Source organism: Enterobacter cloacae complex sp. FDA-CDC-AR_0132 (genome assembly GCF_003010695.1).
In the GTDB taxonomy this organism is placed as follows: Bacteria; Pseudomonadota; Gammaproteobacteria; order Enterobacterales; family Enterobacteriaceae; genus Enterobacter; species Enterobacter ludwigii.
The window spans coordinates 859,066-880,191 of sequence record NZ_CP027618.1; the positions used below are offsets into that span (position 1 = coordinate 859,066).

The following is a 21,126-nucleotide window of genomic DNA, read 5'->3' on the forward strand; positions in this document are numbered from 1 at the left end:
ATATGCTGAACAAACGTTTTTCTGTGAGCCTGATAATTATCGGCTGGTTATGCCTCAGCGCGAGCGTCTGCGCTCAGGCCCTCTCGTTTATGTCCCCCCAGGAACGGCCACAGCCTGAGGCAAGCAAACCCTGGCCAAAAAACCATTTTCTGGTGCTGGCCTACCATGACGTTGAAGATGATGCAGCCGATCAGCGCTACCTGTCCGTTCGTACCAGCGCCCTAAACGAGCAGATCGGCTGGCTTGTGCATCACGGTTATCACGCCATTAGCGTGCAGGATATTCTGGATGCGCATGAGGGCAAAAAAACGCTGCCGCCCAGAGCCTATTTACTCAGTTTTGATGATGGCTACAGCAGTTTCTACACCCGCGTCTGGCCACTCCTTCAGGCCTGGAACGTCCCTGCGCTGTGGGCACCGGTGGGCAGTTGGGTAGATACGCCAGCGAATCAGCAGGTCAATTTCGGCGGACTGATGACGCCCCGCGAGCGCTTTGCAACCTGGGATATGGTGCGGGAGCTAAGCCAGTCTCCGCTGGTTGAGATTGGCTCGCATACCTGGGCTTCGCATTACGGCATACCGGCTAACCCACAGGGAAGCCGTGAACCCGCCATCGCCAACCGCTTTTACGATAAAGCGACGGGGCGTTATGAAACCGATCGGCAGTTCAACCAGCGGATCGCTGATGACGTGCGCAAAGTTACCGACAAAATTACCCGGGTGACAGGAAAAGCGCCCCGCGCCTGGGTCTGGCCCTATGGCGCCGCGAACGGCACATCGCTCGCCATCGCCAGAAAGCAGGGTTATCAACTGGCCTTTACCCTTGAGGATGGGCTGGCGGATGTGCGCGATCTCGGCAATATTCCGCGTCTTTTGATTTCCGGAAATCCCTCGCTCAAATCCTTTGCCAGCACGGTCAGCCAGATTCAGGAGGCCGATCCCGTGCGCGTCATGCACGTCGATCTCGATTATGTCTACGATCCCGATCCGGCCCAGCAAACCAACAACATCAACAAACTTGTCCAGCGGGTTTACGACATGAAAATCAGTCATGTTTTCCTGCAGGCGTTTTCCGATCCGCTGGGCGATGGCACGATCAAAGCGCTCTACTTCCCTAACAGCCGGCTTCCGGTGCGCGCCGATCTGTTTAATTTTGTCGCCTGGCAGCTGCAAACCCGCGCAGGCGTAAAAGTCTATGCGTGGATGCCGGTGCTCTCTTTCGATCTCTCACCCGCACTCCCGCGGGTACAGCGCTGGGATCGTCAAACGGGCCAATTGCACGAGGCTACCGACCCCTACATCCGCCTCTCCCCGTGGAACCCCGAGGTTCGTCAGCAGGTCACGGAAATCTATGAAGATCTTGCCCGCTACGCCAGCTTCAATGGGATCTTATTTCACGACGATGCGGTGCTGACAGACTTTGAAGATGCCGGCCCGGATGCCCTACGCGCCTGGAATAACCGCAGCATCGCCGCGATGCAACACGATCCGGCCGCCCTTCATGCCTGGAGTCGCTTTAAAAGTCAGACGCTCATCGGCTTTACCCGCAGCCTTAGCCAGGCGGTGAAAAACATACGCGGCCCGCAGATTAAAACCGCGCGGAATATGTTCGCCCTGCCCATCCTGCAGCCCGAGAGCGAGGCGTGGTTTGCACAAAATCTGGATGATTTTCTGATGACCTACGACTGGACGGTTCCGATGGCTATGCCGCTGATGGAATCCGTTCCGGCCGAGGAAAGCGATGCCTGGCTCACGCGGTTGATCGCCGCCGTTGCCGCACGGCCCGGTGCGCTCAATAAAACCATTTTCGAGCTACAGGCCCGGGACTGGGAGCAGAAACCTCAACGTGCCGTGCCCGACACACGTCTGGCGCAGTGGATGCGCGTACTCCAGCTGAACGGCATCAAAAATTATGGTTACTACCCCGACGATTTCATCAACAACCAACCTGATATTTCACGCATCAGGCCTGAATTTTCTTCGTACTGGTACCCTGACAATGACTGATCGCATTATCGCATTCTCTATTTTATGCCTGGTATTCGGGTTGCCTCTGGGCGTGGCTGCCCTCTTTACCGGAGAACTGATTCTGGATTTTGTCTTCTTCTGGCCACTGTTCATGTCCGTGCTCTGGATAACCGGGGGGCTCTATTTCTGGTTTCAGCTTGAACGGCACTGGTCATGGGATAAGCAGACGCCTGCTCCGACGTTAGACGGCGATCCGTTAATTTCAATCCTGATCCCGTGTTTCAACGAGGAAAGAAATGCCCGGGAGACCATTAGCGCCGCGCTGGATCAGCGCTACCCCAATATCGAAGTTATCGCGATCAACGATGGTTCTTCTGACAACACCGCAGAGGTGCTGCAGCAGCTGGCGCAGGAACAGCCGCGCCTGCGCGTCATTCACCTCGCAGAAAACCAGGGGAAGGCGGTGGCGCTTAAGGCTGGTGCGGCGGCGGCGCGCGGCGATCTGCTGGTCTGTATTGATGGCGACGCCCTGCTCGATCGTGATACCGCAGCCTATCTGGTAGAGCCGCTGATTAAGTATCCCCACGTCGGGGCCGTCACCGGGAATCCGCGTATTCGCACACGATCAACGCTGATTGGCCGTATTCAGGTAGGCGAGTTCTCATCGATTATTGGTCTCATCAAACGGACGCAGCGGATCTACGGCAGGGTCTTTACCGTCTCCGGGGTTATTGCGGCCTTTCGCCGACAGGCGCTGGCAGATGTGGGGTACTGGAGCCCGGATATGATCACCGAAGATATCGACATCAGCTGGAAGCTTCAGCTTCGACACTGGGATATCTTTTTTGAGCCGCGGGCGCTGTGCTGGATCCTGATGCCAGAGACGTTAAAAGGTCTGTGGAAACAGCGTTTACGCTGGGCGCAGGGCGGTGCAGAGGTCTTTCTGGTTAACCTTCGCAAGATCGTGTGCTGGGAACATCATCGCATGTGGCCGCTGTTTTTAGAGTACGCGCTGTCAACGCTGTGGGCATTCGCCTATGCGGTGACCGTGTTGCTGTTCATTGTCAGCCATATCATTACGTTACCCACAAACCTGACCGTCGAGAGTCTGTTTCCTCCTGAATTTACCGGGTTGCTTCTGGGGGTCATGTGTCTGATGCAATTCCTCGTCAGTTTGTATATCGAGCGACGCTATGAAAGAAACGTGGCGAGTTCGCTTTTCTGGGTGATCTGGTTCCCGATGGTGTACTGGATGATTGGTCTGTTCACCACCCTCGTCGCCTTTCCAAAAGTCATGCTTAAACGCCAGCGTGCACGTGCGCGCTGGATCAGTCCGGACCGGGGAAAAGGAAGCATTCAATGAACGAAAATACGCTAATTCTGACTGAACATCGGCTATTGCCCCGTCTTTTTGATGCGGTGCTGACGCTGCTGGCATGGGGAGGTTTTCTGTTTTTCCTCTATGCCAATCTGTGGATGCAGGTAACCGAGGAGAGCAACTACCGCTGGGGCATTATTATTGCCTCGTTTAATACGGTGCTGATCTATTTGCTGATCGCCGCGCTTAACGGCTGGTTGCTCATTCTGTGGTATCAGTACAATCGCCGTCGCGCTCAGGTAAGGCGGCGGCGTCCCGATGCCTGGCGTCACGATGAGCTGGCGAGAAGCTTTAACGTTCCCCCACAAATCATTTCAGAGATGAGTCAGTACAATTTGCTGACGGTCTATCATGACCAGATCGGCCGCATCATTGACCTGAAGATAAGTCAGCAGCACGACGAGCATCCCTGAGCCGCCAGAAAACGAAAAACACCCGCAAGGAACACTTGCGGGTGTTTGTTGACAGCCGGAACAGCTTACTTGTCTTTCACCACAATCAACGGTTCGATGTCGCTCTCTTTCTTCACCACCAGCGAATCATCCCCGCGCAGGCAGGTGCCGCCGTAGTTACCGCCCACGGTAAACGTACAGACCTGGATATGCTTGCCATCCACCTTCGGCAGGCACCACAGCTGCTGGTAGATATTTTTGCGATCGACAAACTTGCCGCTCGACTTGTCCAGCACTTCATCCCCGGCGCTAATCAGATCGATATTGCTGCCGCAGCGTCCGGCAATCGGTTTGATGGCGTAACCGGTCTGTTTCAGCAGGTCGTTAACCTCGAAATCGGTATCGAGCAGATAACGGTGATTCGGGAACAGCTGCCAGAGCACCGGGAGGATCGCCTTGTTGCCGGGAATAACCGTCCACAGCGGTTCGAACACCAACACTTCCGGACGCAGCAGGACGTCAATCAGCCGTACGTCACCTGCCGGATGCCCGGTGCGGATCGGCACGGCGGCGTATTCGGTTTCGCTCACCTCGCGGATCTGCTCTATCGCCGTCTCCCACGCCCAGGTTTTCCACACGCAGTTAACGTGACGGCCTTCATCGTCAATCAGTTGCCCGGCTGCATCCCAGCTGAGAGCGTTAAGCCCATGCAGAATTTTGGTTTCAAACCCGGCCTGCAGCAGAGAGCGCTGAATAAAGAGCGCGTGATAATCCTCTTCGACGTCATTGTCCTGCATGATGTGCACGAACGGACGCGCATGGCTGTGCTTCCACGCGCCGGTAAGTTCTTCCAGCAAACCTTCCGCCGGATTGTGGCCGTTACCGCGGTAACCGTTCTTCACCCACTCTTCGAGGATTAATCCCCCTTCCGTGTGGCAGGAGGCGGAATCGGCGTTGTACTCATAAACCTTGATGCCACGCTCATCCATACAGAAATCCATACGACCGGTGATCATATGGTGACGACGCCACTGCCATGAGAGGCGCAGACGCGGCCAGAGGATTTTAGGGATGTCAAAAAGCGCCAGTAAGTTATCGTCCTTCAGCACTTTGTCGGTCGCGTGCAGGTACATCAGGTGCAGTTCATTGGTCGCTTTGATCAGCTCCTGCTCGGCACTTTCGGTAATGGTAAAATACTGGCAGGGATCTTTATTGATAAAGTGGCCGTTTGCGCGGACATACGCCTGCTGCAGGGCATCGTTTTCGTTGAGCCATTTCCCGTCAAACTGACGTTTATTCTTCAGCCGCGCACCGCTGATTTTCAGCAGTTCACCGTCGAGTTCCGGCTGCGGGATGCTGTGCTCCGTGTCGTTCGTCTGGATCATCCAGCCGAGAATTTCGGTATCGTTAAAGGTGTCATGTAGCGTGTAAGTACCGTTCTCAACGGTCATTCGCAGCTCGCGCGTCCACTGCTGCCCGAGCGGGAGCGGGGAGTGAATAACGTTCTGCTCGGCAATGCGCACCTTATCGTCTAACAGTTGCGCGATCACGGCAACGTGGCCGGTCTCATGAAACTCCCCGCCCTTTTGCCAGATAAGCAACGCCCCGGCCTGCGGCGCGCGTTTCGACCCATTGGCAAAGGCCTGAAGCGGCAGGATGTTATCGTTCACGACCTGGCGCAAAAAGCGCAGAGAGAAGATCTCCCACGCCATACCGACGTCGGTGAAAACACATCCATAATTGAGGAACAGAAAACGGCGGGCGAACTCAACACACTGCCACTTGTGGCCCATGTATTCATTGCCAATATAGCTGCGAAAATCCGCGTCTTCCGGATAACGACGCGGATCGAGACTGCCGTAGTTTGAAGAGTAAATCGCCACGCCACCCGGCGCATAACCTAATAACGTCCCGAATGGCGCGTCACTGCTTAACTTTCCTTTACGCATGTATCCAACCTAAGACGGGCAGGCGGCAATGTTGAAAGGGTTGTCGTCGTCTGCACGTTGTAATTAACCTGACAGAGGTGGGATTTATCATACACCCGTTCCGCTGTCTGTGTAGTGTGGCGCGAAGGGGAAATGTATTGCGCTCAGTTCGCTAAACCCTCCCATGAACTCCTGCTACACTCCCTCAACACATCACAAAAAAGGCAGGCCAACATGTCAGACGAAAATACCTATCAGCCACCCAAAGTGTGGGAATGGAAAAAGAACGGCGGCGGCGCGTTCGCCAATATTAACCGTCCGATCTCCGGTGCGACGCATGAGAAAGAGTTACCCGTGGGTTCGCATCCGCTGCAGCTCTATTCTCTGGGCACACCAAACGGGCAGAAAGTGACCATCATGCTGGAAGAGCTTCTGGCGCTTGGCGTGACGGGTGCCGAGTACGATGCATGGTTGATTCGCATTGGTGAAGGCGACCAGTTCTCCAGCGGCTTTGTTGAAGTGAACCCGAACTCGAAAATTCCGGCGCTGCGTGACCACTCCACGACACCGCCCACGCGCGTATTTGAATCCGGCAGCATCCTGCTCTATCTGGCAGAGAAGTTCGGCCATTTCCTGCCAAAAGATCCGGCGGGACGTACGGAAACCCTGAACTGGCTGTTCTGGCTGCAGGGCGCGGCCCCGTTCCTCGGCGGCGGTTTCGGCCACTTCTATAACTACGCACCGGTGAAGATTGAGTACGCGATTGACCGCTTCACGATGGAAGCCAAACGCCTGTTCGACGTGCTGGATAAACAGCTGGCGCGTAGCCGCTACGTGGCCGGTGAAGAGTACACCATCGCCGATATGGCGGTCTGGCCGTGGTTCGGCTGCGTGGCGCTGGGTAGCGTGTATAACGCCGCCGAGTTCCTCGACGCTGAGAAGTACACCAACGTTCAGCGCTGGGCGAAAGATGTGGCACACCGCCCTGCCGTGAAGCGCGGGCGTATCGTTAACCGCACCAGCGGCGAGCTCAACGAGCAGCTCCACGAACGCCACGCGGCGAGCGACTTCGAGACCAATACGGAAGACAAGCGTCAGGCGTAATTCTCTGCCGGGCGGACCACCGCCCGGCAACAGGGATCCCTGCCAGGGGCATGATTTGCTTAAGGGTTGAGCCGGTATTACTGGCACTATGCGGACGTTTTTCTCAGGTCAGATGACGAGAAAAGCGGACTCAACCGACAGCAGTCACAAAGGATTTGTTATGAAATTGATGAAAACAGCGCTGATTATCAGCACCCTGATCTTTTCCACTTCTGGTATGGCGATAGATAAAACCGCCGCCGGTGCAGTGGCCGGTGCAGCAATTGGCGCAGCCACGGGCAAAGATTTGAAATCCACGGTAGGCGGTGCGGTCGTTGGCGCGGGTACCGGTGCGATGTTCAAAAACGGCGACAAAGGTAAAGCTGCGCGTAAAGGCGGCGCGGTGGGCGCCGTGGTGGGCGCAGGTGCTGCAGCGGTAACAGGCAACAGCGTACTGAAAGGGGCCGCCGTCGGTGCCGGCTCTGGCGCACTGATTGGTGAAGCCACCCACTGATAAGCGGCGGGCGGCGCTCCGTTTGGCTCGCCTGCATTTAATCGAAAAAAAGGCCGCACACGGCGGCCTTTTAGCAGTGTTTATGCCGAGAGGCGGAATTTCTGCACCGACCGCTGGAGCTCTTCGGTCTGACGTTCAAGCGCGGAGGCCGCTGCCGAGACCTCTTCCACAAGCGAGGCGTTTTGCTGTGTCACGCCATCCATTTGCGTGATAGCAATACCCACCTGCGAAATCCCCTTACTTTGCTCCTCAGAGGCAGACGCGATTTGCTTCATGATGGTCGTCACTTCCGTCACATCACGCAAAATGGCATCCATGGTGGTGCCCGTGTCGCCCACCAGCTTTGCGCCCTGCTCTACGCGGGAAACGGAATCGGTAATCAATCCCTCAATTTCTTTTGCCGCGTTGGCGCTGCGGCTTGCCAGGTTACGCACCTCGCCGGCCACGACGGCAAACCCACGTCCCTGCTCGCCCGCGCGCGCCGCTTCCACGGCAGCGTTGAGCGCCAGGATATTGGTCTGGAAGGCAATGCTGTTGATCACATTGGTGATTTCAGCAATCTTCTTCGAGCTCTCAGAAATACCGCTCATGGTGGTCACCACCTCTTCCACCAGCGAGCCGCCGCGGCTGGCCGTTGTTGACGCCACATCCGCCAGCTGGCTGGCCTGACGCGCACTTTCCGCGTTCAGCTTCACGGTGGCGGTCAGCTGTTCCATGCTGGCCGCCGTCTCTTCCAGTGCGGCGGCCTGCTCTTCGGTACGGGACGAGAGATCGTTATTACCGCTGGAGATCTCCGTCGCGCCGCGCCAGATATTCTCGCTGCCGGAGCGAATAGAGCTCACCGCTTCTCGCAGGCTATCCTGCATCGCGCTCAGCAGAGGAACCAGTTGACCCACGCAGTTGCGACCGAACGGTTCAATCGGTTGACTGAGATCGCCCTGGGCAATCTGGCGGAACTGCTGGCGAATGCGAGCCAGCGGTTTTACCAGCATCGCCACCAGGTAACGGTCGGTGAAGAGCAGTATTAACAGGCCAATAATCGTGGCGGTGATAATCACCGTGCGGGTCATGCTAGTCAGGCTGTCCACGACCACTCGGGTGCTGTCGAGTGCCCGGGCGGCCGCGTTGTTAAAGTTCTCCGCAGCAGCACCAAACGCACGACTCAGTGGAGGGGTGATGTTATTCGCCTGCTGACGGTAGCCCTCCAGAGAGGACTGCTTCGCCTGCTGCATTTGCGGCGTTACGCCCTGCTCAAGCAAAGCCTGCCAGCTACCGATCACCTGAGCTGAAACTTGCTCATCCATCGGTCCTGGTGAGATTGCCTTCATCTCAGCCAGTTTCTTCCCCATATTGTCCAGCGCCTGCTGGGCAGGGGCCAGGTCCGGTGTGCCGCCCGCGGCTTTCACTTCCATCGCGCGACTCAACCGGGTTACAAAGCGAAAATACTGATCGTTACCCTGACTGAGTATGGTCATCTGTTTGACCAGCTGGCGATCCACCTCATTGCCCTCTGATACCCGTGACAGAGACCAGGTGCTGTAAAGCCCCACGCCCGCCCACATTAAACAAAAGATCCCGAGAATCGTCAGCATGACGAAACGGATCGTGAAATTACGCAACATATTCATAAGTCTTCCTTGCCGTGAGGGTGAATTCGCCCAGAGGCGAGTCTTACCCTCGTTATCGGCAGGAATGAGCAAATTCATCACCTTTCACGCATTATTTTTATTAAAATTTTTACTGCCCCTGCATTCATTCAGAAAAAAGAGACATTTTCGAAGGGGAAAATTACCCTGCTAAGAATGTGTTTTACTTTGTCAGTGGATAAATAAATGTAAAACTGCAGCGCATTAAATTAACGGCCATACCTCCTGAGGAGTACATCATCAACAGGTAGCGTCAATCAATAGCGCTCCCCTTTCGCGAAAAGCCGCTTAATTTGCAGGGTAACTATTCAGTTTTATTTATCACACAAATATATTAACACCTAATTATCAGATTTCCTGATTTAAACACCCCAATAAATTACCTCCCCATTTTTTAAATTTCATTACATCCTTTACTTATGAGAAATTCCTTAAATTAAATAAATTCCTTTACAAGGATGTCGACGATTTTTTATTAACGGAGTTTCAGATGCGTAAATTTATGAACCGCACATTGCTTTCGCAGTGTGTCTTAATGGCTTTAACCTCTTTCGGTACCCAGGCAGCAATGACGGCAGCGACACCGTGTGAGGATGGCGTGACGACGCAAACCTGTGGATTAACGAAATATACCGATGACAGCTTTTATCAAAATCCCGGTGTGACAAATGCGGTTATGGCCGACGCCACGGCGAATAATATTTTCATGGATGGTCATCGAGGTGATGGCGACACGCAGTCATTAACGGTATCCGGAACGGATATGTCAGGCCACTATATCCAGGGAAGCAACGGCGATACCGCGAATATCACCCTGAATAACGGCGCTACGGCCGATATGATTGAAGTCGGTAGCGGAGGCGCGACCACCAATACCACCGTGACGGTTGATGGCGCGACGCTGAACGGTGAAAACAGCACAGGCAATTACCAGCGTGATAAAACCTATATGATGGGCTCAGCGATTTATCTCGATCCACTGGATAAAGGCTACCACACCGTCAATATTGAGAACGGGAGCGCGCTGCACGGCAGCATTGTAAGCGCCGGTGCTGGCGAACAGGATATTACCCTCAGCAACAGTACAATGGATAAGGGCGGTATTTATGCAGGAAGCGATCAATCAAATACCCGCATTACGCTGACCGGAGCCACCGTCGATGCCTCGCAGAGTGAAATCGCGCAGAACATGGATCATTTGGCCGAAACACTCAGCGCGTATAAGCCGTTCAGTGACATCAACCTGGATGGCGTGGGCGATCTTGCCATCGCTATGTACGGCACCCAGGCCGATTCCCTGGCCCTGAATAACAGTACCGTCACTGGCGATATTGGCGTTATTAATGAAAAGGGGTCGACATCACTTACGTTTACTAATAAGAGCGTCGTGAATGGCAATATTACCCTGAACGGCAGTTCAGCGAATTCTGTTCTGGTGGATAACAGCACCATTAATGGTGCGGTAAATACCGGTCAAAACAGCGGCAATACCACCATCACGCTGCAAAACAATGCCACCGTAAATGGTGATATTACAACCGGTGCGGGCGATGATACGGTCGTGCTGACCAATAATTCTCATGTTAACGGCAATGTTGATGGCGGTGACGGTAGCGACACGCTGTCGATGGATGCCGGCAGTTCTGTTTCTGGTGAAATTAGTCAGTTCGAGACGGTGAACACGACCAGCAATAACAGCATCGCCATTGATAAAATTAACGATGCCACCAGCTGGAGTTTGCAAAATGGCTCAACGCTTGTCGCTACTACCACCGGCAGTAATGCGATGGTAAATATGAGCACCGACAGCTTTGTTGATTTCGGCAATATCACCGGGGTTAATAACGCCGTTGTCGTCAACAGCATTACTCCCTCGGCACAAAATCAGCAGAACGTGATTCTGGGTACGTTCACCACTTCAGGCACCAGCACCCCGCAAAATTATGCGGCGGCCACCTTCACAAATGGCCAACAGAATGTTGAAAACCGTAGCGGCGCTTATAACTATGACAACAGTCTGAATATTGTGGCCGCAGATACCGCGCCGCAGACACGCCTTACCGCCGATAATACGCAGTCGTGGAATATCGAATTTAACAGCCAGAAGGGCAGCCTCGCGAGCGACGTTCAGGGCCTTGTTGCCGGTCTGGACGCTGCCGAGCAGGCCGGACATCAGGTGGCTGATGATATCAGCAACCATATGAATCAGGTGCATCTGGCTAACCTGCTCGGCAAGCAGGAGGAAGGTGCGCAGGTCTGGGGTGATTTCCTCTATCAGAATGGCAATTTCAGCAATGATGTTGACTATAAGAGCATCACCCAGGGCGCTCAGGGTGGCGTGGACTGGACGGCGCATCTGGACAATGGTGATAGCGTCACTGGCGGTATTGCACTGGCATGGACACGCAGCCGCGTGCAGGATACCCATGACGGCGCTGATAGCTTTAATGACAGCGTCTACGGTAATTACTACAGCCTGTACGGTGGCTGGCAGCAGGCGCTTAACGGCAGAACATGGGGTATGTTTGCCGACGGTAGCTTCAGCTATGGCGATATGCGGTACACCCTGTCTGCGAATAACGTGACGGGGAATACCAGCGGCATGACCGAAGCACTGCACGGTTCGACGGATGGCACCCTGTATATGGCGCAGGCGCGTACCGGTGTGAACGTGTTGCTGCCAGGTGAAACCCTGCTGCAACCTTACGCCACCTTAGGCTGGGATCAAACCAAAGCAAACGGCTTCTCCGACAGTGAAGTGACCTTCGCCGACAGTCAGGTCTCTTCCTGGAACAGTGGGGTCGGGTTGAGACTCACCACAACGCTTCGCGATCTGAACAAGAACGTGCAGATGATGCCGTGGATCGACGCACGCTTCCAGAAAGAGTTCAGCGACGATACTGATATTCAGGCGGCGGATTACCACACCACCTCCGGCCATAACAACACGATGGGGATCTTCGGAGCAGGCATCAATGCAACCATCGCGCATAACTTCACGCTCAATACCGGGGTGTATGTCGGCACCGGTGACGTGGACAACGATGCCAGCGTGCAGGCGGGGATGAGCTACAGCTTCTGACGAGTGAACGCCCGGTCAGTCTGATGCTGCCGGGCTTTAATCATTCAGGGTGATCAGGCATGTCATCGCTTATCAACAGGATTTGTGATTTGATAAGCACAGAATGAAAACGTTGTTTCGAAAATTCATCGACAAGAAAGGAGACATCATGTCCTGGCACCCTTACCCCGCCCGCTACGAAAATATGCAGTACCGCTACTGCGGAAAAAGCGGCCTGCGCCTGCCGGCGCTGTCGCTTGGTCTGTGGCATAGTTTCGGCCATGTACAGCCTCTCGACTCTCAGCGGGTGCTGTTGCATAAAGCCTTCGACCTCGGCATTACCCATTTCGATCTTGCCAACAACTACGGCCCGCCGGCGGGAAGCGCGGAAGAAAACATGGGTCGTCTGCTGCGGGAAGATTTTGCCGCGTATCGCGATGAACTGATCATCTCAACCAAAGCAGGCTATGACATGTGGCCGGGGCCGTATGGGTCGGGCGGGTCGCGCAAATACCTGCTCGCCAGCCTCGATCAGAGCCTCAAGCGCATGGGGCTGGAGTATGTGGATATTTTCTATTCTCACCGCGTAGACGAAAATACGCCGATGGAAGAGACCGCCGCTGCGCTGGCCCAGGCCGTGCAGAGCGGTAAAGCGCTGTATGTCGGTATCTCTTCCTACTCCACGGAGCGCACCCAGAAAATGGCGGACCTGTTACGTGAGTGGAAGATCCCGCTGCTTATCCACCAGCCATCTTACAACCTGCTCAACCGCTGGGTCGATCACACCGGCCTGCTGGATACGCTTGAGAAAAACGGGGCGGGTTGCATTGCGTTTACGCCGCTGGCGCAGGGTCTGCTGACTGGAAAATACCTGAACGGTATTCCTGAAGATTCTCGTATGCAGCGTGAAGGCAAGAAGGTGCGCGGTCTGACGGAAAACATGCTGACTGAAGCCAACCTGAACAGCCTGCGTTTACTGAATGAGATGGCACAGGCCCGTGGTCAGACGATGGCGCAAATGGCACTGAGCTGGCTGCTGAAGGATGAACGCGTGACATCCGTACTGATTGGTGCGAGCCGTCCGGAGCAGATCGAAGAGAACGTGCAGGCCCTGAATAACCTGCACTTTAGCGACGATGAGCTGAAAAGGATTGACCAGCATGTTGCGGATGGGGAATTGAATTTGTGGCAGGCATCGTCGGATAAATAGCGCGGTCTGTCGCGCTCACGCCCCCCTCTCCCCTGGGAAGAGGGGGGGAAATTACTTCTTACTGATCTTATCCAGATACCCCATCACGAACGCAGACAGCACAAACGTCAAATGGATAATCACATACCACATCAGTTTGTTGTCCGGGACATTCTTGGCGTCCATGAATACGCGTAACAGGTGGATAGATGAGATCGCCACAATCGACGCGGCCACTTTATTCTTCAGCGACGAGGCATCCATTTTGCCCAGCCAGTTGAGCTTCTCTTTGCGCTCGTCGATATCGAGCTGAGAGACAAAGTTCTCATAGCCGGAGAACATCACCATCACCAGTAATCCGCCCACCAGCGTCATATCCACCAGCGAGAGCAAAACCAGAATCAAATCTGCTTCGGCAATGGAAAAGATGTTCGGCAGAACATGCAAGATTTCCTGGAAAAACTTAATCGTCAGCGCAATCAGCGCCAGCGAAAGGCCAAAATAGACGGGTGCCAGTATCCAGCGAGAGGCGTACATCGCGTTTTCAAAGAAGCGTTCCATAAAGTCCTGTCTGCAAACGAAACCAGCGCCCAGTATATCTCAACGGCGCTGACTGTTTGCAACAACTCACTCATTGTACGTTCAGACATTGTCAGGATTAACGTCCGGGCGCGCGTACTCCGGCCAGACCAGCACCACCAGTTCCGGATACGCCTCCAGGCTGAACTCACGAAAACACTGGCGCAGGTTTAATACGTCCAGATCGGAACAGGAGACCTTCTCACCGTTAAGGCAACGCTTTTTGATATTGTCATAATATTTATACACCGCGGAATTCAGGTCGCTGCAGCGGCGCTGCGCTTCAAACAACCCAGGCGTGTCATTAATTTCCGACATTTTCATTCGCTTAATTGTCGCGTGCAAAAAGTCGATATATTCATGGTTCACCCGCCAGTACCAAACCGGTGTAACCGAGTTCATCAATACGGAGAAATGGTCTTCGCCTTCCTCTTTTGTCATCAGTTCAGGTAGCGGAGGTTCACTGGCGTCTTTCGACACTTGCGTTTTATTGAACTCCTGCATCAATAAAAGAACACCAGCGGTCAGTAATAGTAATGTGATGACCGTAAAAAAAATGCTGTTCATGGGTAGGCTCCATTTTTTTTGATTTTAAAATTGCCTCATGATATTGTCAACGAATCTCACGCCTTTACCAACCCCACCCTGCTGTAATTAAAGGAAATTAAAATGCTGCCCGACTACCTCGTCCCGGCTAAGTACCACATTGCGCCTGTGGAACAGCAAACGACGGAAGCAGAAAAAGAGGCTAATTTCACTCAGGGGAAAAGAAAGCTCTCTGATTACGAGTCTGACATATTAATAGGCGTTTCTCGCACCGGTAAATCCCGTAATATGTTACTGGAAGAGCACGACCGTCATATAAAGGACCGGTTATTTCGCGCCGTTAAAATAGAAGCCTTTGTCCACCTGCTGAATGACCTGCAGGCCGAAGGTGAAATAGATGCTCAGAAACTAAGTCAAATAATCGCGGAAAAAACCAAAGAAATAAACGAAGCCGGCAATGAAATTTGGCTTAATCTAATTACGCGTGAAACGAACAACCCTATTTTTTATAAGCTGGGGGAAGAGTAACGTGAAAGAAATTAAAGATAACGACGTTTATTTGGCTTTAGATAACAAAAAAAGTGATGAATTTATCTTAAAGCAAAATCTCGATGCACTGCGAAACACAAAAAATGCCGAGATGACGCGAATAACTCAGGACCTGGTATCGATCCCGGCGACGCTGGTACGCCTGAAATGGCATAATCGCCGCGAGATTTATCCTCTGCAGGTGAAGGAAGAGATATACGGCGCGGTGATGAATACCCTCATCGAACAGCGGCCAGAGCTGAAAGAGAAGCTTCTCGGGCGTCTGGAGGCCAATTATCAGTATCTGCTCGCCAGAGAAGTGGCCACCCTGCGCCTGACGCGCAAACTGTCCGACGGCGAGTACCGCACGTCAAACGTCACCTGCGTTGCGCTTGATGAAGACGCGCTGGCGTCCCACGCGCCTGCGCCTGCGCCCACTGAGACAAAAAACTGATCGCCCGACACGCATAAAAAAAGCCGGCTTTCGCCAGCTTCTTTGTTATTTCGCGGCCGCTTTCTCTTCGCCGACCAGCCCAATCTTGAGATAACCCGCCTGATGCAGCGTGTCCATTACCTTCATCATGGTTTCGTAATCGACGGTTTTATCCGCACGGAAGAAGACCGTGGTGTCTTTCTTGCCGCCGGTGAGCTGATCCAGCGCCGGGATAACAGACTGATCCGTCACCGGGTCGTTGCCGAGGAACATCGATTTATCCGCTTTCACCGACAAATAGACAGGTTTCTCAGGACGCGGCTGCGGCTGGCTGGAAGAGGCTGGCAGATTCACCTTCACGTCGACCGTCGCCAGCGGCGCAGCCACCATGAAGATAATCAGCAGAACCAGCATGACGTCGATAAACGGCGTCACGTTGATTTCATGCATTTCGCCGTTATCGTCCAGATTTTCGTTAAGACGCATCGCCATACAATCAACCTACGCGCAGTTTAGACGCCGCATGCACCGGTTTAACGGAGCTGGCATTGAGGTCAAGATCGCGGCTTTGCAGCAGCAGCACCTGCGCGGCGACGTCACCGAGCGCGGCTTTATAGTTGCCAATCATACGCGCGAAGATGTTATAGATGACGACCGCAGGAATGGCCGCGACCAGACCGATTGCGGTCGCCAGCAGCGCTTCGGCAATCCCTGGCGCAACCACCGCCAGGTTGGTGGTCTGCGTCTGCGCAATGCCGATAAAGCTGTTCATGATGCCCCAGACCGTACCGAACAGACCGATGAACGGTGAGATCGCCCCGATAGTGGCCAGATAACCGTTACCGCGGCCCATATGGCGGCCAACGGCAGCAACGCGACGCTCCAGGCGGAAGCCGGTACGTTCTTTAATGCCTTCGTTATCTTCACTGCCTGCGGAGAGTTCCAGCTCGTTCTGTGCTTCGTTGACTAACAGGGTGGTCAGGCTTTTTCCATGGAAGGATGAGGTCATGTCTAAGGCCTGATCCAGGGAGCGGGCTTCAGCCAGTTGCTGTTGCTCCCGCTTGAGGCGACGCTTCTGCGACAGCAGTTCGACGCTCTTACTGAAGAAGATAGCCCAGGTGATCACGGACGCCAGAACCAGGCCGATCATCACAATCTTAACCACGATGTCAGCATGATGATACATGCCCCAGACGGAGAGATCCGTCTGCATCAAATTATTACCCACTCTGTATCTCCAGGACGCAAATCACAAAATCTGACCGTAATAATATCAAAACGTCGTCGAATTGATAGTAGTTCTCATTAGTATTTACATACTGCCGTAATTTTCGTTCACTTTCCTTGCGCTTACGCAGTAAAAATTTCTTATGCGTATTTTTGCTAATATTTTCTGCTTATTCGATAAGCCCCCGGGTGCAGATTTTTACAATCGTGGTAGTCTGGACGTCCAGACGTATAAAAACAGGGTTAGCGAACATGACAAAGAAGCATCTTGATACCACGCTGGTACAGGCAGGACGCAGCAAAAAATACACTCAGGGATCGGTCAACAGCGTGATTCAACGCGCCTCCTCACTGGTATTTGATACCGTCGAGGATAAAAAAATCGCCACGCGCAACCGCGCCAAAGGCGGGCTGTTCTATGGCCGTCGTGGCACGCTAACCCATTTTTCACTTCAGGAAGCCATGTGCGAACTGGAAGGCGGCGTGGGCTGCGCCCTGTTCCCCTGTGGTGCGGCGGCAGTCGCCAATACCATTCTGGCGTTTGTGGAACAGGGCGACCATATCCTGATGACCAATACCGCTTATGAACCAAGCCAGGATTTTTGCACCAAAATCCTCAGCAAGCTCGGCGTGACCACCGGCTGGTTCGATCCGCTGATTGGCGTAGGTATCGCTGAACTTATCCAGCCGAACACGCGCATTGTGTTTCTGGAATCCCCAGGCTCTATCACCATGGAAGTGCACGACGTCCCGGCTATTGTGAAAACAGTGCGCAGCAAAGCCCCCGAGGCAATCATCATGATCGACAACACCTGGGCGGCGGGCGTGCTGTTCAGGGCGCTGGAATTCGACATTGATATCTCTATTCAGGCCGCGACCAAATATCTGATTGGCCACTCTGATGGCATGATCGGTACTGCGGTATCCAACGCGCGCTGCTGGGATCAACTTCGGGAGAATGCCTACCTGATGGGCCAGATGGTGGATGCGGATACGGCCTACATGACCAGCCGCGGTATCCGTACGCTGGGGGTGCGCCTGCGTCAGCACCATGAAAGCAGTCTGAAGGTGGCCGAATGGCTGGCCCGGCAGCCGCAGGTCGAGCGCGTTAATCATCCGGCGCTTCCGGGCAGCAAAGGCCATGAATTCTGGCAACGTGACTTTACGGGCAGTAGCGGGTTGTTCTCATTTGTTCTTAAAAAACGGCTCAGTAACGACGAACTGGCGAACTACCTGGATCATTTTACCCTTTTCAGCATGGCTTACTCCTGGGGCGGGTTTGAATCCCTGATCCTGCCTAACCAGCCGGAGCAAATTGCGGCCCTGCGCCCCGGTGGAGAAGTGGATTTCAGCGGCACGCTGATCCGACTGCATATTGGTTTAGAAGATGTTGACGATTTAATTGCGGATTTAGCGGCAGGGTTTGAACGTATCGTGTAGAGTGCATGCTGAAAATGTACTCCCTGGACGCTTTTGTGAACACTGCCACCAGAAAAGTCTGCATTAGTTGCGCCCGCGATCAAACCCCACGGGCGAATTAGGGAGTACAATAGCGCTATATCTGCATCTGCTGTTCCACAGGAAAGTCCATGGCTGTTATTCAAGATATTATTGCGGCGCTCTGGCAACACGATTTTGCCGCGCTGGCGGACCCTCACGTTGTAGGTATCGTCTATTTCGTGATGTTCGCAACCCTGTTTCTGGAAAATGGATTACTGCCAGCCTCATTTTTACCCGGTGACAGCCTGCTTTTACTGGCCGGGGCGTTAATCGGTAAAGGCGTCATGGACTTCACGCCGACGATGGTCATACTTACCTCCGCTGCCAGCCTCGGTTGCTGGCTGAGCTATCTGCAGGGCCGCTGGCTCGGCAATACGCGCGTCGTGAAAGGCTGGCTGGCGCAGTTACCGCATAAATATCATCAACGTGCGACCTGCATGTTTGACCGCCACGGTCTGCTGGCGCTGCTGGCCGGGCGTTTTCTGGCGTTTGTTCGCACGCTGCTGCCGACCATGGCAGGCATTTCCGGGCTGTCAAACCGCCGCTTCCAGTTCTTCAACTGGTTGAGCGCCCTGCTGTGGGTAGGCGTGGTGACCACGCTTGGCTACGCGCTGAATATGATCCCCTTTGTGAAACACCACGAAGACCAGGTAATGACCTTCCTGATGATTCTCCCGCTTTTCCTGCTGGTCGCGGGACTGCTCGGGACGATTGCGGTCGTGATTAAGAAGAAATACTGCAGCGCGTGATATAAAAAAGCCGGGTGACGTTACGCTTACCCGGCTGGACTCTCCCCTCAGGTCCCCTGCATCATTCTGATGCGCGACGCATCTTCCCCCGGCGTGACGCCGAAGTAACGCTTAAACTCCCGACTAAACTGCGACGCACTTTCATAGCCCACCCGCATCGCCGCCGCGCTGGCCTTCATGCCGTCGTGGATCATCAGCATACGAGCCTTATGCAGCCGATAGGTTTTGAGATACTGCAACGGCGAGGTGCTGGTCACCGACTTAAAATTATGATGAAACGCCGAGACGCTCATGTTTGCTTCCGCCGCCAGCTGGTCAACGCTCAGGTTTTCCGTGTACTGGCTTTCGATACGCTTGAGCACGCGGCTAATCAGGCTGAAGTGCGTCTGGCGGCTGACCAGCGCGAGTAATGCCCCACCGCCCGGCCCCAGCAGCACATGGTAAAGAATTTCGCGGATAATCTGTTTGCCCAGGATGCGTGCATCCAGCGGCCGTTCCATAACGTCGAGCAGACGCTCAATGGCGCAGAGGATCTCCTCGGATAACGTCGCGGAGTTAATCCCGCTCGCGGGCATCGACGGCCGGAACAATGCGTCCTCGCCAATCTCCATCAGCAGCTCCTGCAGCTGAAGGATATCGACATTTAAACGAATGCCCGCCAGCGGTACCGCTTCTGTCGCGAAAGTTTCACATTCGAAGGGTAAAGGTACTGTGAGCAGCAGATATTCATTGGTGTCATACCGGAACACGCGCTCATTGATATAGCCAATTTTATGGCCTGAAAAGAGAAAAACGATGCCCGGCTGGTACATGACCGGTGTGCGTGTCCCTGGCTGCGTCCCATACAGAAGACGAATGTCAGGCAGCATTTCACCGACGCCATTTTCTTTATCAATCAGTCTTTTAATCTGCGCAGTAAGCTGGAGGCAGATCGCTTCACGGTTCATTTTACGTTACTCCGGCTACGGTTTCCGACGTTGACAGTGTGCGCAGTTTACCGTGTTTTCTCCAGCGCTCTGTAGAAATGGGCAAGACATCGGCAGGAATGTGCATTGAGAGGATAGCCCCGGACGGCCACAATGTGCAGCATCAGGTCGCCTTCAGCGCCACCACGGTTTTTCACCCACATAAGGGAACGAGCAATGAATAATTTTAATCTCCACACCCCAACCCGCATTCTGTTTGGTAAAGGCGCTATCGCCGACCTGCGCGCACAGATCCCCGCTGACGCCCGCGTACTGATCACCTACGGTGGCGGCAGCGTGAAAAAAACCGGGGTACTGGATCAGGTTTACAGCGCGCTGGAAGGTCTGGACGTGCGTGAGTTCGGCGGTATCGAGCCTAACCCGTCTTATGAAACACTGATGAACGCGGTCAAGATCGCCCGTGATGAAAAAGTCACCTTCCTGCTGGCAGTCGGCGGCGGCTCCGTTCTGGACGGCACCAAATTCATCGCCGCTGCGGCGCACTACGCGGACGGTATTGACCCGTGGCACATTCTGGAAACCCGCGGCAGCGATATCAAAAGCGCGATCCCAATGGGTTCCGTGCTGACCCTGCCTGCGACCGGTTCTGAATCCAACAAAGGTGCCGTTATCTCCCGTAAAACCACGGGTGATAAGCAGGCCTTTATGAACGATCACGTTCAGCCTGTATTCGCCATCCTCGATCCGGTTTACACCTACACCCTGCCTGCACGTCAGGTCGCGAACGGTGTGGTCGATGCGTTTGTGCACACCGTTGAGCAGTACGTTACCTACCCGGTAGATGCCAAAATTCAGGATCGCTTCGCGGAAGGCATTCTGCTGACGCTGATTGAAGACGGTCCGAAAGCGCTGAAAGAGCCGGAAAACTACGATGTGCGCGCCAACGTGATGTGGGCGGCAACCCAGGCGCTGAACGGTCTGATCGGTGCCGGCGTGCCGCAGGACTGGGCAACCCATATGCTGGGCCACGAACTGACGGCCATGCACGGTCTGGATCACGCGCAAACGCTGGCCGTCGTTCTGCCTGCACTGTGGAACGAAAAACGTGATACCAAACGCGCCAAACTGCTGCAGTACGCTGAGCGCGTGTGGAACATCACCGAAGGTTCTGACGATGCGCGTATCGACGCGGCTATCGAAGCAACCCGCAGCTTCTTTGAAGGTCTGGGCGTGCCAACGCGTCTGTCCGGCTATGGCCTGGATGGCAGCTCCATCCCTGCCCTGCTGGCGAAACTTGAAGAACACGGTATGACCCAGTTGGGTGAGCACGGCGACATTACGCTGGAAGTGAGCCGTCGTATCTACGAAGCGGCACGCTAAGCGTTTTTGACATCCCGCCTTTCGTTTTTTGACATTTCGTCCAGACTTAATGCACATCACATCGTCGGGGGTTCCCTCCGACGATGAGCACCTGAAGGAG

At 54.2% G+C, this 21,126-nt stretch carries 19 protein-coding genes; 12 read left to right on the plus strand and 7 right to left on the minus strand.

The genetic code is table 11. The annotated features are described in order from the left end of the window. Nucleotides 1–2: 2 nt before the first annotated feature. Genes pgaB through pgaD form a run of 3 tightly spaced genes read left to right on the plus strand, consistent with a single transcriptional unit; the run spans nt 3 to nt 3,758 of the window. The gene (pgaB, locus tag AM379_RS04115; protein ID WP_040018839.1) at nt 3–2,006 is read left to right on the plus strand and encodes a poly-beta-1,6-N-acetyl-D-glucosamine N-deacetylase PgaB; all 2,004 of its coding nucleotides are present in this window, start codon (nt 3–5) and stop codon (nt 2,004–2,006) included. Next, complete coding sequence (gene pgaC, locus AM379_RS04120; RefSeq protein ID WP_106503485.1) at nt 1,999–3,330, plus strand: poly-beta-1,6-N-acetyl-D-glucosamine synthase; 1,332 nt, start codon at nt 1,999–2,001, stop codon at nt 3,328–3,330. The genes pgaB and pgaC overlap by 8 nt, the downstream gene beginning before the upstream one ends. Next, the gene (pgaD, locus tag AM379_RS04125) at nt 3,327–3,758 is read left to right on the plus strand and encodes a poly-beta-1,6-N-acetyl-D-glucosamine biosynthesis protein PgaD (RefSeq protein WP_014171599.1); all 432 of its coding nucleotides are present in this window, start codon (nt 3,327–3,329) and stop codon (nt 3,756–3,758) included. Before pgaC ends, pgaD begins: the two co-directional genes overlap by 4 nt. Nucleotides 3,759–3,823: 65 nt before the next feature. On the opposite strand, the gene gss is transcribed toward pgaD, so the two are convergent. Further along, nucleotides 3,824–5,686 carry a bifunctional glutathionylspermidine amidase/synthase gene (gene gss, locus AM379_RS04130; RefSeq protein ID WP_106503486.1) on the minus strand — a complete coding sequence of 621 codons (1,863 nt, stop codon included), beginning with the start codon at nt 5,684–5,686 and terminating at the stop codon, nt 3,824–3,826. A gap of 213 nt (nt 5,687–5,899) precedes the next feature. Here gss and yghU point away from each other — a divergent pair, with 213 nt between their 5' ends. Both yghU and AM379_RS04140 read left to right on the plus strand, forming a co-directional pair. Further along, the gene (yghU, locus tag AM379_RS04135) at nt 5,900–6,769 is read left to right on the plus strand and encodes a glutathione-dependent disulfide-bond oxidoreductase (protein WP_020883668.1); all 870 of its coding nucleotides are present in this window, start codon (nt 5,900–5,902) and stop codon (nt 6,767–6,769) included. Nucleotides 6,770–6,929: 160 nt separating this feature from the next. Next, nucleotides 6,930–7,262, plus strand: coding sequence for a glycine zipper domain-containing protein (locus tag AM379_RS04140; protein WP_020883667.1), 333 nt, complete (start codon nt 6,930–6,932; stop codon nt 7,260–7,262). Nucleotides 7,263–7,342: 80 nt separating this feature from the next. Here AM379_RS04140 and AM379_RS04145 read toward each other — a convergent pair whose 3' ends face one another. Beyond that, a complete protein-coding gene (locus AM379_RS04145; protein WP_032678967.1) occupies nt 7,343–8,890 on the minus strand; it encodes a methyl-accepting chemotaxis protein in 1,548 nt (515 codons plus the stop codon). Between the two features lie 508 nt (nt 8,891–9,398). Here AM379_RS04145 and AM379_RS04150 point away from each other — a divergent pair. Both AM379_RS04150 and AM379_RS04155 read left to right on the plus strand, forming a co-directional pair. Next, a complete protein-coding gene (locus AM379_RS04150) occupies nt 9,399–11,990 on the plus strand; it encodes an autotransporter outer membrane beta-barrel domain-containing protein (RefSeq protein WP_106503487.1) in 2,592 nt (863 codons plus the stop codon). Nucleotides 11,991–12,138: 148 nt separating this feature from the next. After that, the gene (locus AM379_RS04155; protein WP_050737294.1) at nt 12,139–13,179 is read left to right on the plus strand and encodes an aldo/keto reductase; all 1,041 of its coding nucleotides are present in this window, start codon (nt 12,139–12,141) and stop codon (nt 13,177–13,179) included. A 51-nt stretch (nt 13,180–13,230) separates the two neighbouring features. Here the strand turns inward: AM379_RS04155 and AM379_RS04160 are convergent, their stop codons facing one another. Then, nucleotides 13,231–13,719 (minus strand): TIGR00645 family protein, encoded by a 489-nt coding sequence (locus AM379_RS04160; RefSeq protein WP_014171606.1) that lies wholly within the window; start codon nt 13,717–13,719, stop codon nt 13,231–13,233. 81 nt (nt 13,720–13,800) lie between these two features. Then, the gene (locus AM379_RS04165; protein WP_020883663.1) at nt 13,801–14,304 is read right to left on the minus strand and encodes an ESA_00282 family adhesion-associated protein; all 504 of its coding nucleotides are present in this window, start codon (nt 14,302–14,304) and stop codon (nt 13,801–13,803) included. 102 nt (nt 14,305–14,406) lie between these two features. Here AM379_RS04165 and AM379_RS04170 point away from each other — a divergent pair, with 102 nt between their 5' ends. Next, nucleotides 14,407–14,811: a hypothetical protein gene (locus tag AM379_RS04170; protein WP_032680298.1), complete on the plus strand. Its 405-nt coding sequence runs from the start codon at nt 14,407–14,409 to the stop codon at nt 14,809–14,811. A gap of 1 nt (nt 14,812) precedes the next feature. Further along, nucleotides 14,813–15,265: a hypothetical protein gene (locus AM379_RS04175; protein WP_014171609.1), complete on the plus strand. Its 453-nt coding sequence runs from the start codon at nt 14,813–14,815 to the stop codon at nt 15,263–15,265. A gap of 45 nt (nt 15,266–15,310) precedes the next feature. Here the strand turns inward: AM379_RS04175 and exbD are convergent, their stop codons facing one another. After that, on the minus strand, nt 15,311–15,736 hold the full coding sequence (gene exbD, locus AM379_RS04180; protein WP_014171610.1) for a TonB system transport protein ExbD: 426 nt from the start codon (nt 15,734–15,736) through the stop codon (nt 15,311–15,313). A gap of 4 nt (nt 15,737–15,740) precedes the next feature. After that, the gene (gene exbB / locus AM379_RS04185; protein WP_106503488.1) at nt 15,741–16,472 is read right to left on the minus strand and encodes a tol-pal system-associated acyl-CoA thioesterase; all 732 of its coding nucleotides are present in this window, start codon (nt 16,470–16,472) and stop codon (nt 15,741–15,743) included. A 251-nt stretch (nt 16,473–16,723) separates the two neighbouring features. Between exbB and metC the strand changes: the two genes are divergently transcribed. Next, a complete protein-coding gene (gene metC / locus AM379_RS04195; protein WP_106503489.1) occupies nt 16,724–17,911 on the plus strand; it encodes a cystathionine beta-lyase in 1,188 nt (395 codons plus the stop codon). A 149-nt stretch (nt 17,912–18,060) separates the two neighbouring features. Then, nucleotides 18,061–18,720: a DedA family general envelope maintenance protein YghB gene (yghB, locus tag AM379_RS04200; protein ID WP_014171613.1), complete on the plus strand. Its 660-nt coding sequence runs from the start codon at nt 18,061–18,063 to the stop codon at nt 18,718–18,720. 47 nt (nt 18,721–18,767) lie between these two features. Here the strand turns inward: yghB and AM379_RS04205 are convergent, their stop codons facing one another. Continuing rightward, on the minus strand, nt 18,768–19,667 hold the full coding sequence (locus AM379_RS04205) for an AraC family transcriptional regulator (RefSeq protein WP_014171614.1): 900 nt from the start codon (nt 19,665–19,667) through the stop codon (nt 18,768–18,770). 195 nt (nt 19,668–19,862) lie between these two features. Between AM379_RS04205 and yqhD the strand changes: the two genes are divergently transcribed. Beyond that, nucleotides 19,863–21,026 carry an alcohol dehydrogenase gene (yqhD, locus tag AM379_RS04210; protein ID WP_044857771.1) on the plus strand — a complete coding sequence of 388 codons (1,164 nt, stop codon included), beginning with the start codon at nt 19,863–19,865 and terminating at the stop codon, nt 21,024–21,026. Nucleotides 21,027–21,126: the final 100 nt, after the last annotated feature.

Bases quoted from the DNA above. Each gene is read 5' to 3' on its own strand.
- pgaB (WP_040018839.1), top strand. From the start codon at position 3: ATGCTGAACAAACGTTTTTCTGTGAGCCTGATAATTATCGGCTGGTTA.
- pgaC (WP_106503485.1), top strand. From the start codon at position 1,999: ATGACTGATCGCATTATCGCATTCTCTATTTTATGCCTGGTATTCGGG.
- pgaD (WP_014171599.1), top strand. From the start codon at position 3,327: ATGAACGAAAATACGCTAATTCTGACTGAACATCGGCTATTGCCCCGT.
- gss (WP_106503486.1), bottom strand. From the start codon at position 5,686: ATGCGTAAAGGAAAGTTAAGCAGTGACGCGCCATTCGGGACGTTATTA.
- yghU (WP_020883668.1), top strand. From the start codon at position 5,900: ATGTCAGACGAAAATACCTATCAGCCACCCAAAGTGTGGGAATGGAAA.
- AM379_RS04140 (WP_020883667.1), top strand. From the start codon at position 6,930: ATGAAATTGATGAAAACAGCGCTGATTATCAGCACCCTGATCTTTTCC.
- AM379_RS04145 (WP_032678967.1), bottom strand. From the start codon at position 8,890: ATGAATATGTTGCGTAATTTCACGATCCGTTTCGTCATGCTGACGATT.
- AM379_RS04150 (WP_106503487.1), top strand. From the start codon at position 9,399: ATGCGTAAATTTATGAACCGCACATTGCTTTCGCAGTGTGTCTTAATG.
- AM379_RS04155 (WP_050737294.1), top strand. From the start codon at position 12,139: ATGTCCTGGCACCCTTACCCCGCCCGCTACGAAAATATGCAGTACCGC.
- AM379_RS04160 (WP_014171606.1), bottom strand. From the start codon at position 13,719: ATGGAACGCTTCTTTGAAAACGCGATGTACGCCTCTCGCTGGATACTG.
- AM379_RS04165 (WP_020883663.1), bottom strand. From the start codon at position 14,304: ATGAACAGCATTTTTTTTACGGTCATCACATTACTATTACTGACCGCT.
- AM379_RS04170 (WP_032680298.1), top strand. From the start codon at position 14,407: ATGCTGCCCGACTACCTCGTCCCGGCTAAGTACCACATTGCGCCTGTG.
- exbD (WP_014171610.1), bottom strand. From the start codon at position 15,736: ATGGCGATGCGTCTTAACGAAAATCTGGACGATAACGGCGAAATGCAT.
- metC (WP_106503489.1), top strand. From the start codon at position 16,724: ATGACAAAGAAGCATCTTGATACCACGCTGGTACAGGCAGGACGCAGC.
- yghB (WP_014171613.1), top strand. From the start codon at position 18,061: ATGGCTGTTATTCAAGATATTATTGCGGCGCTCTGGCAACACGATTTT.
- AM379_RS04205 (WP_014171614.1), bottom strand. From the start codon at position 19,667: ATGAACCGTGAAGCGATCTGCCTCCAGCTTACTGCGCAGATTAAAAGA.
- yqhD (WP_044857771.1), top strand. From the start codon at position 19,863: ATGAATAATTTTAATCTCCACACCCCAACCCGCATTCTGTTTGGTAAA.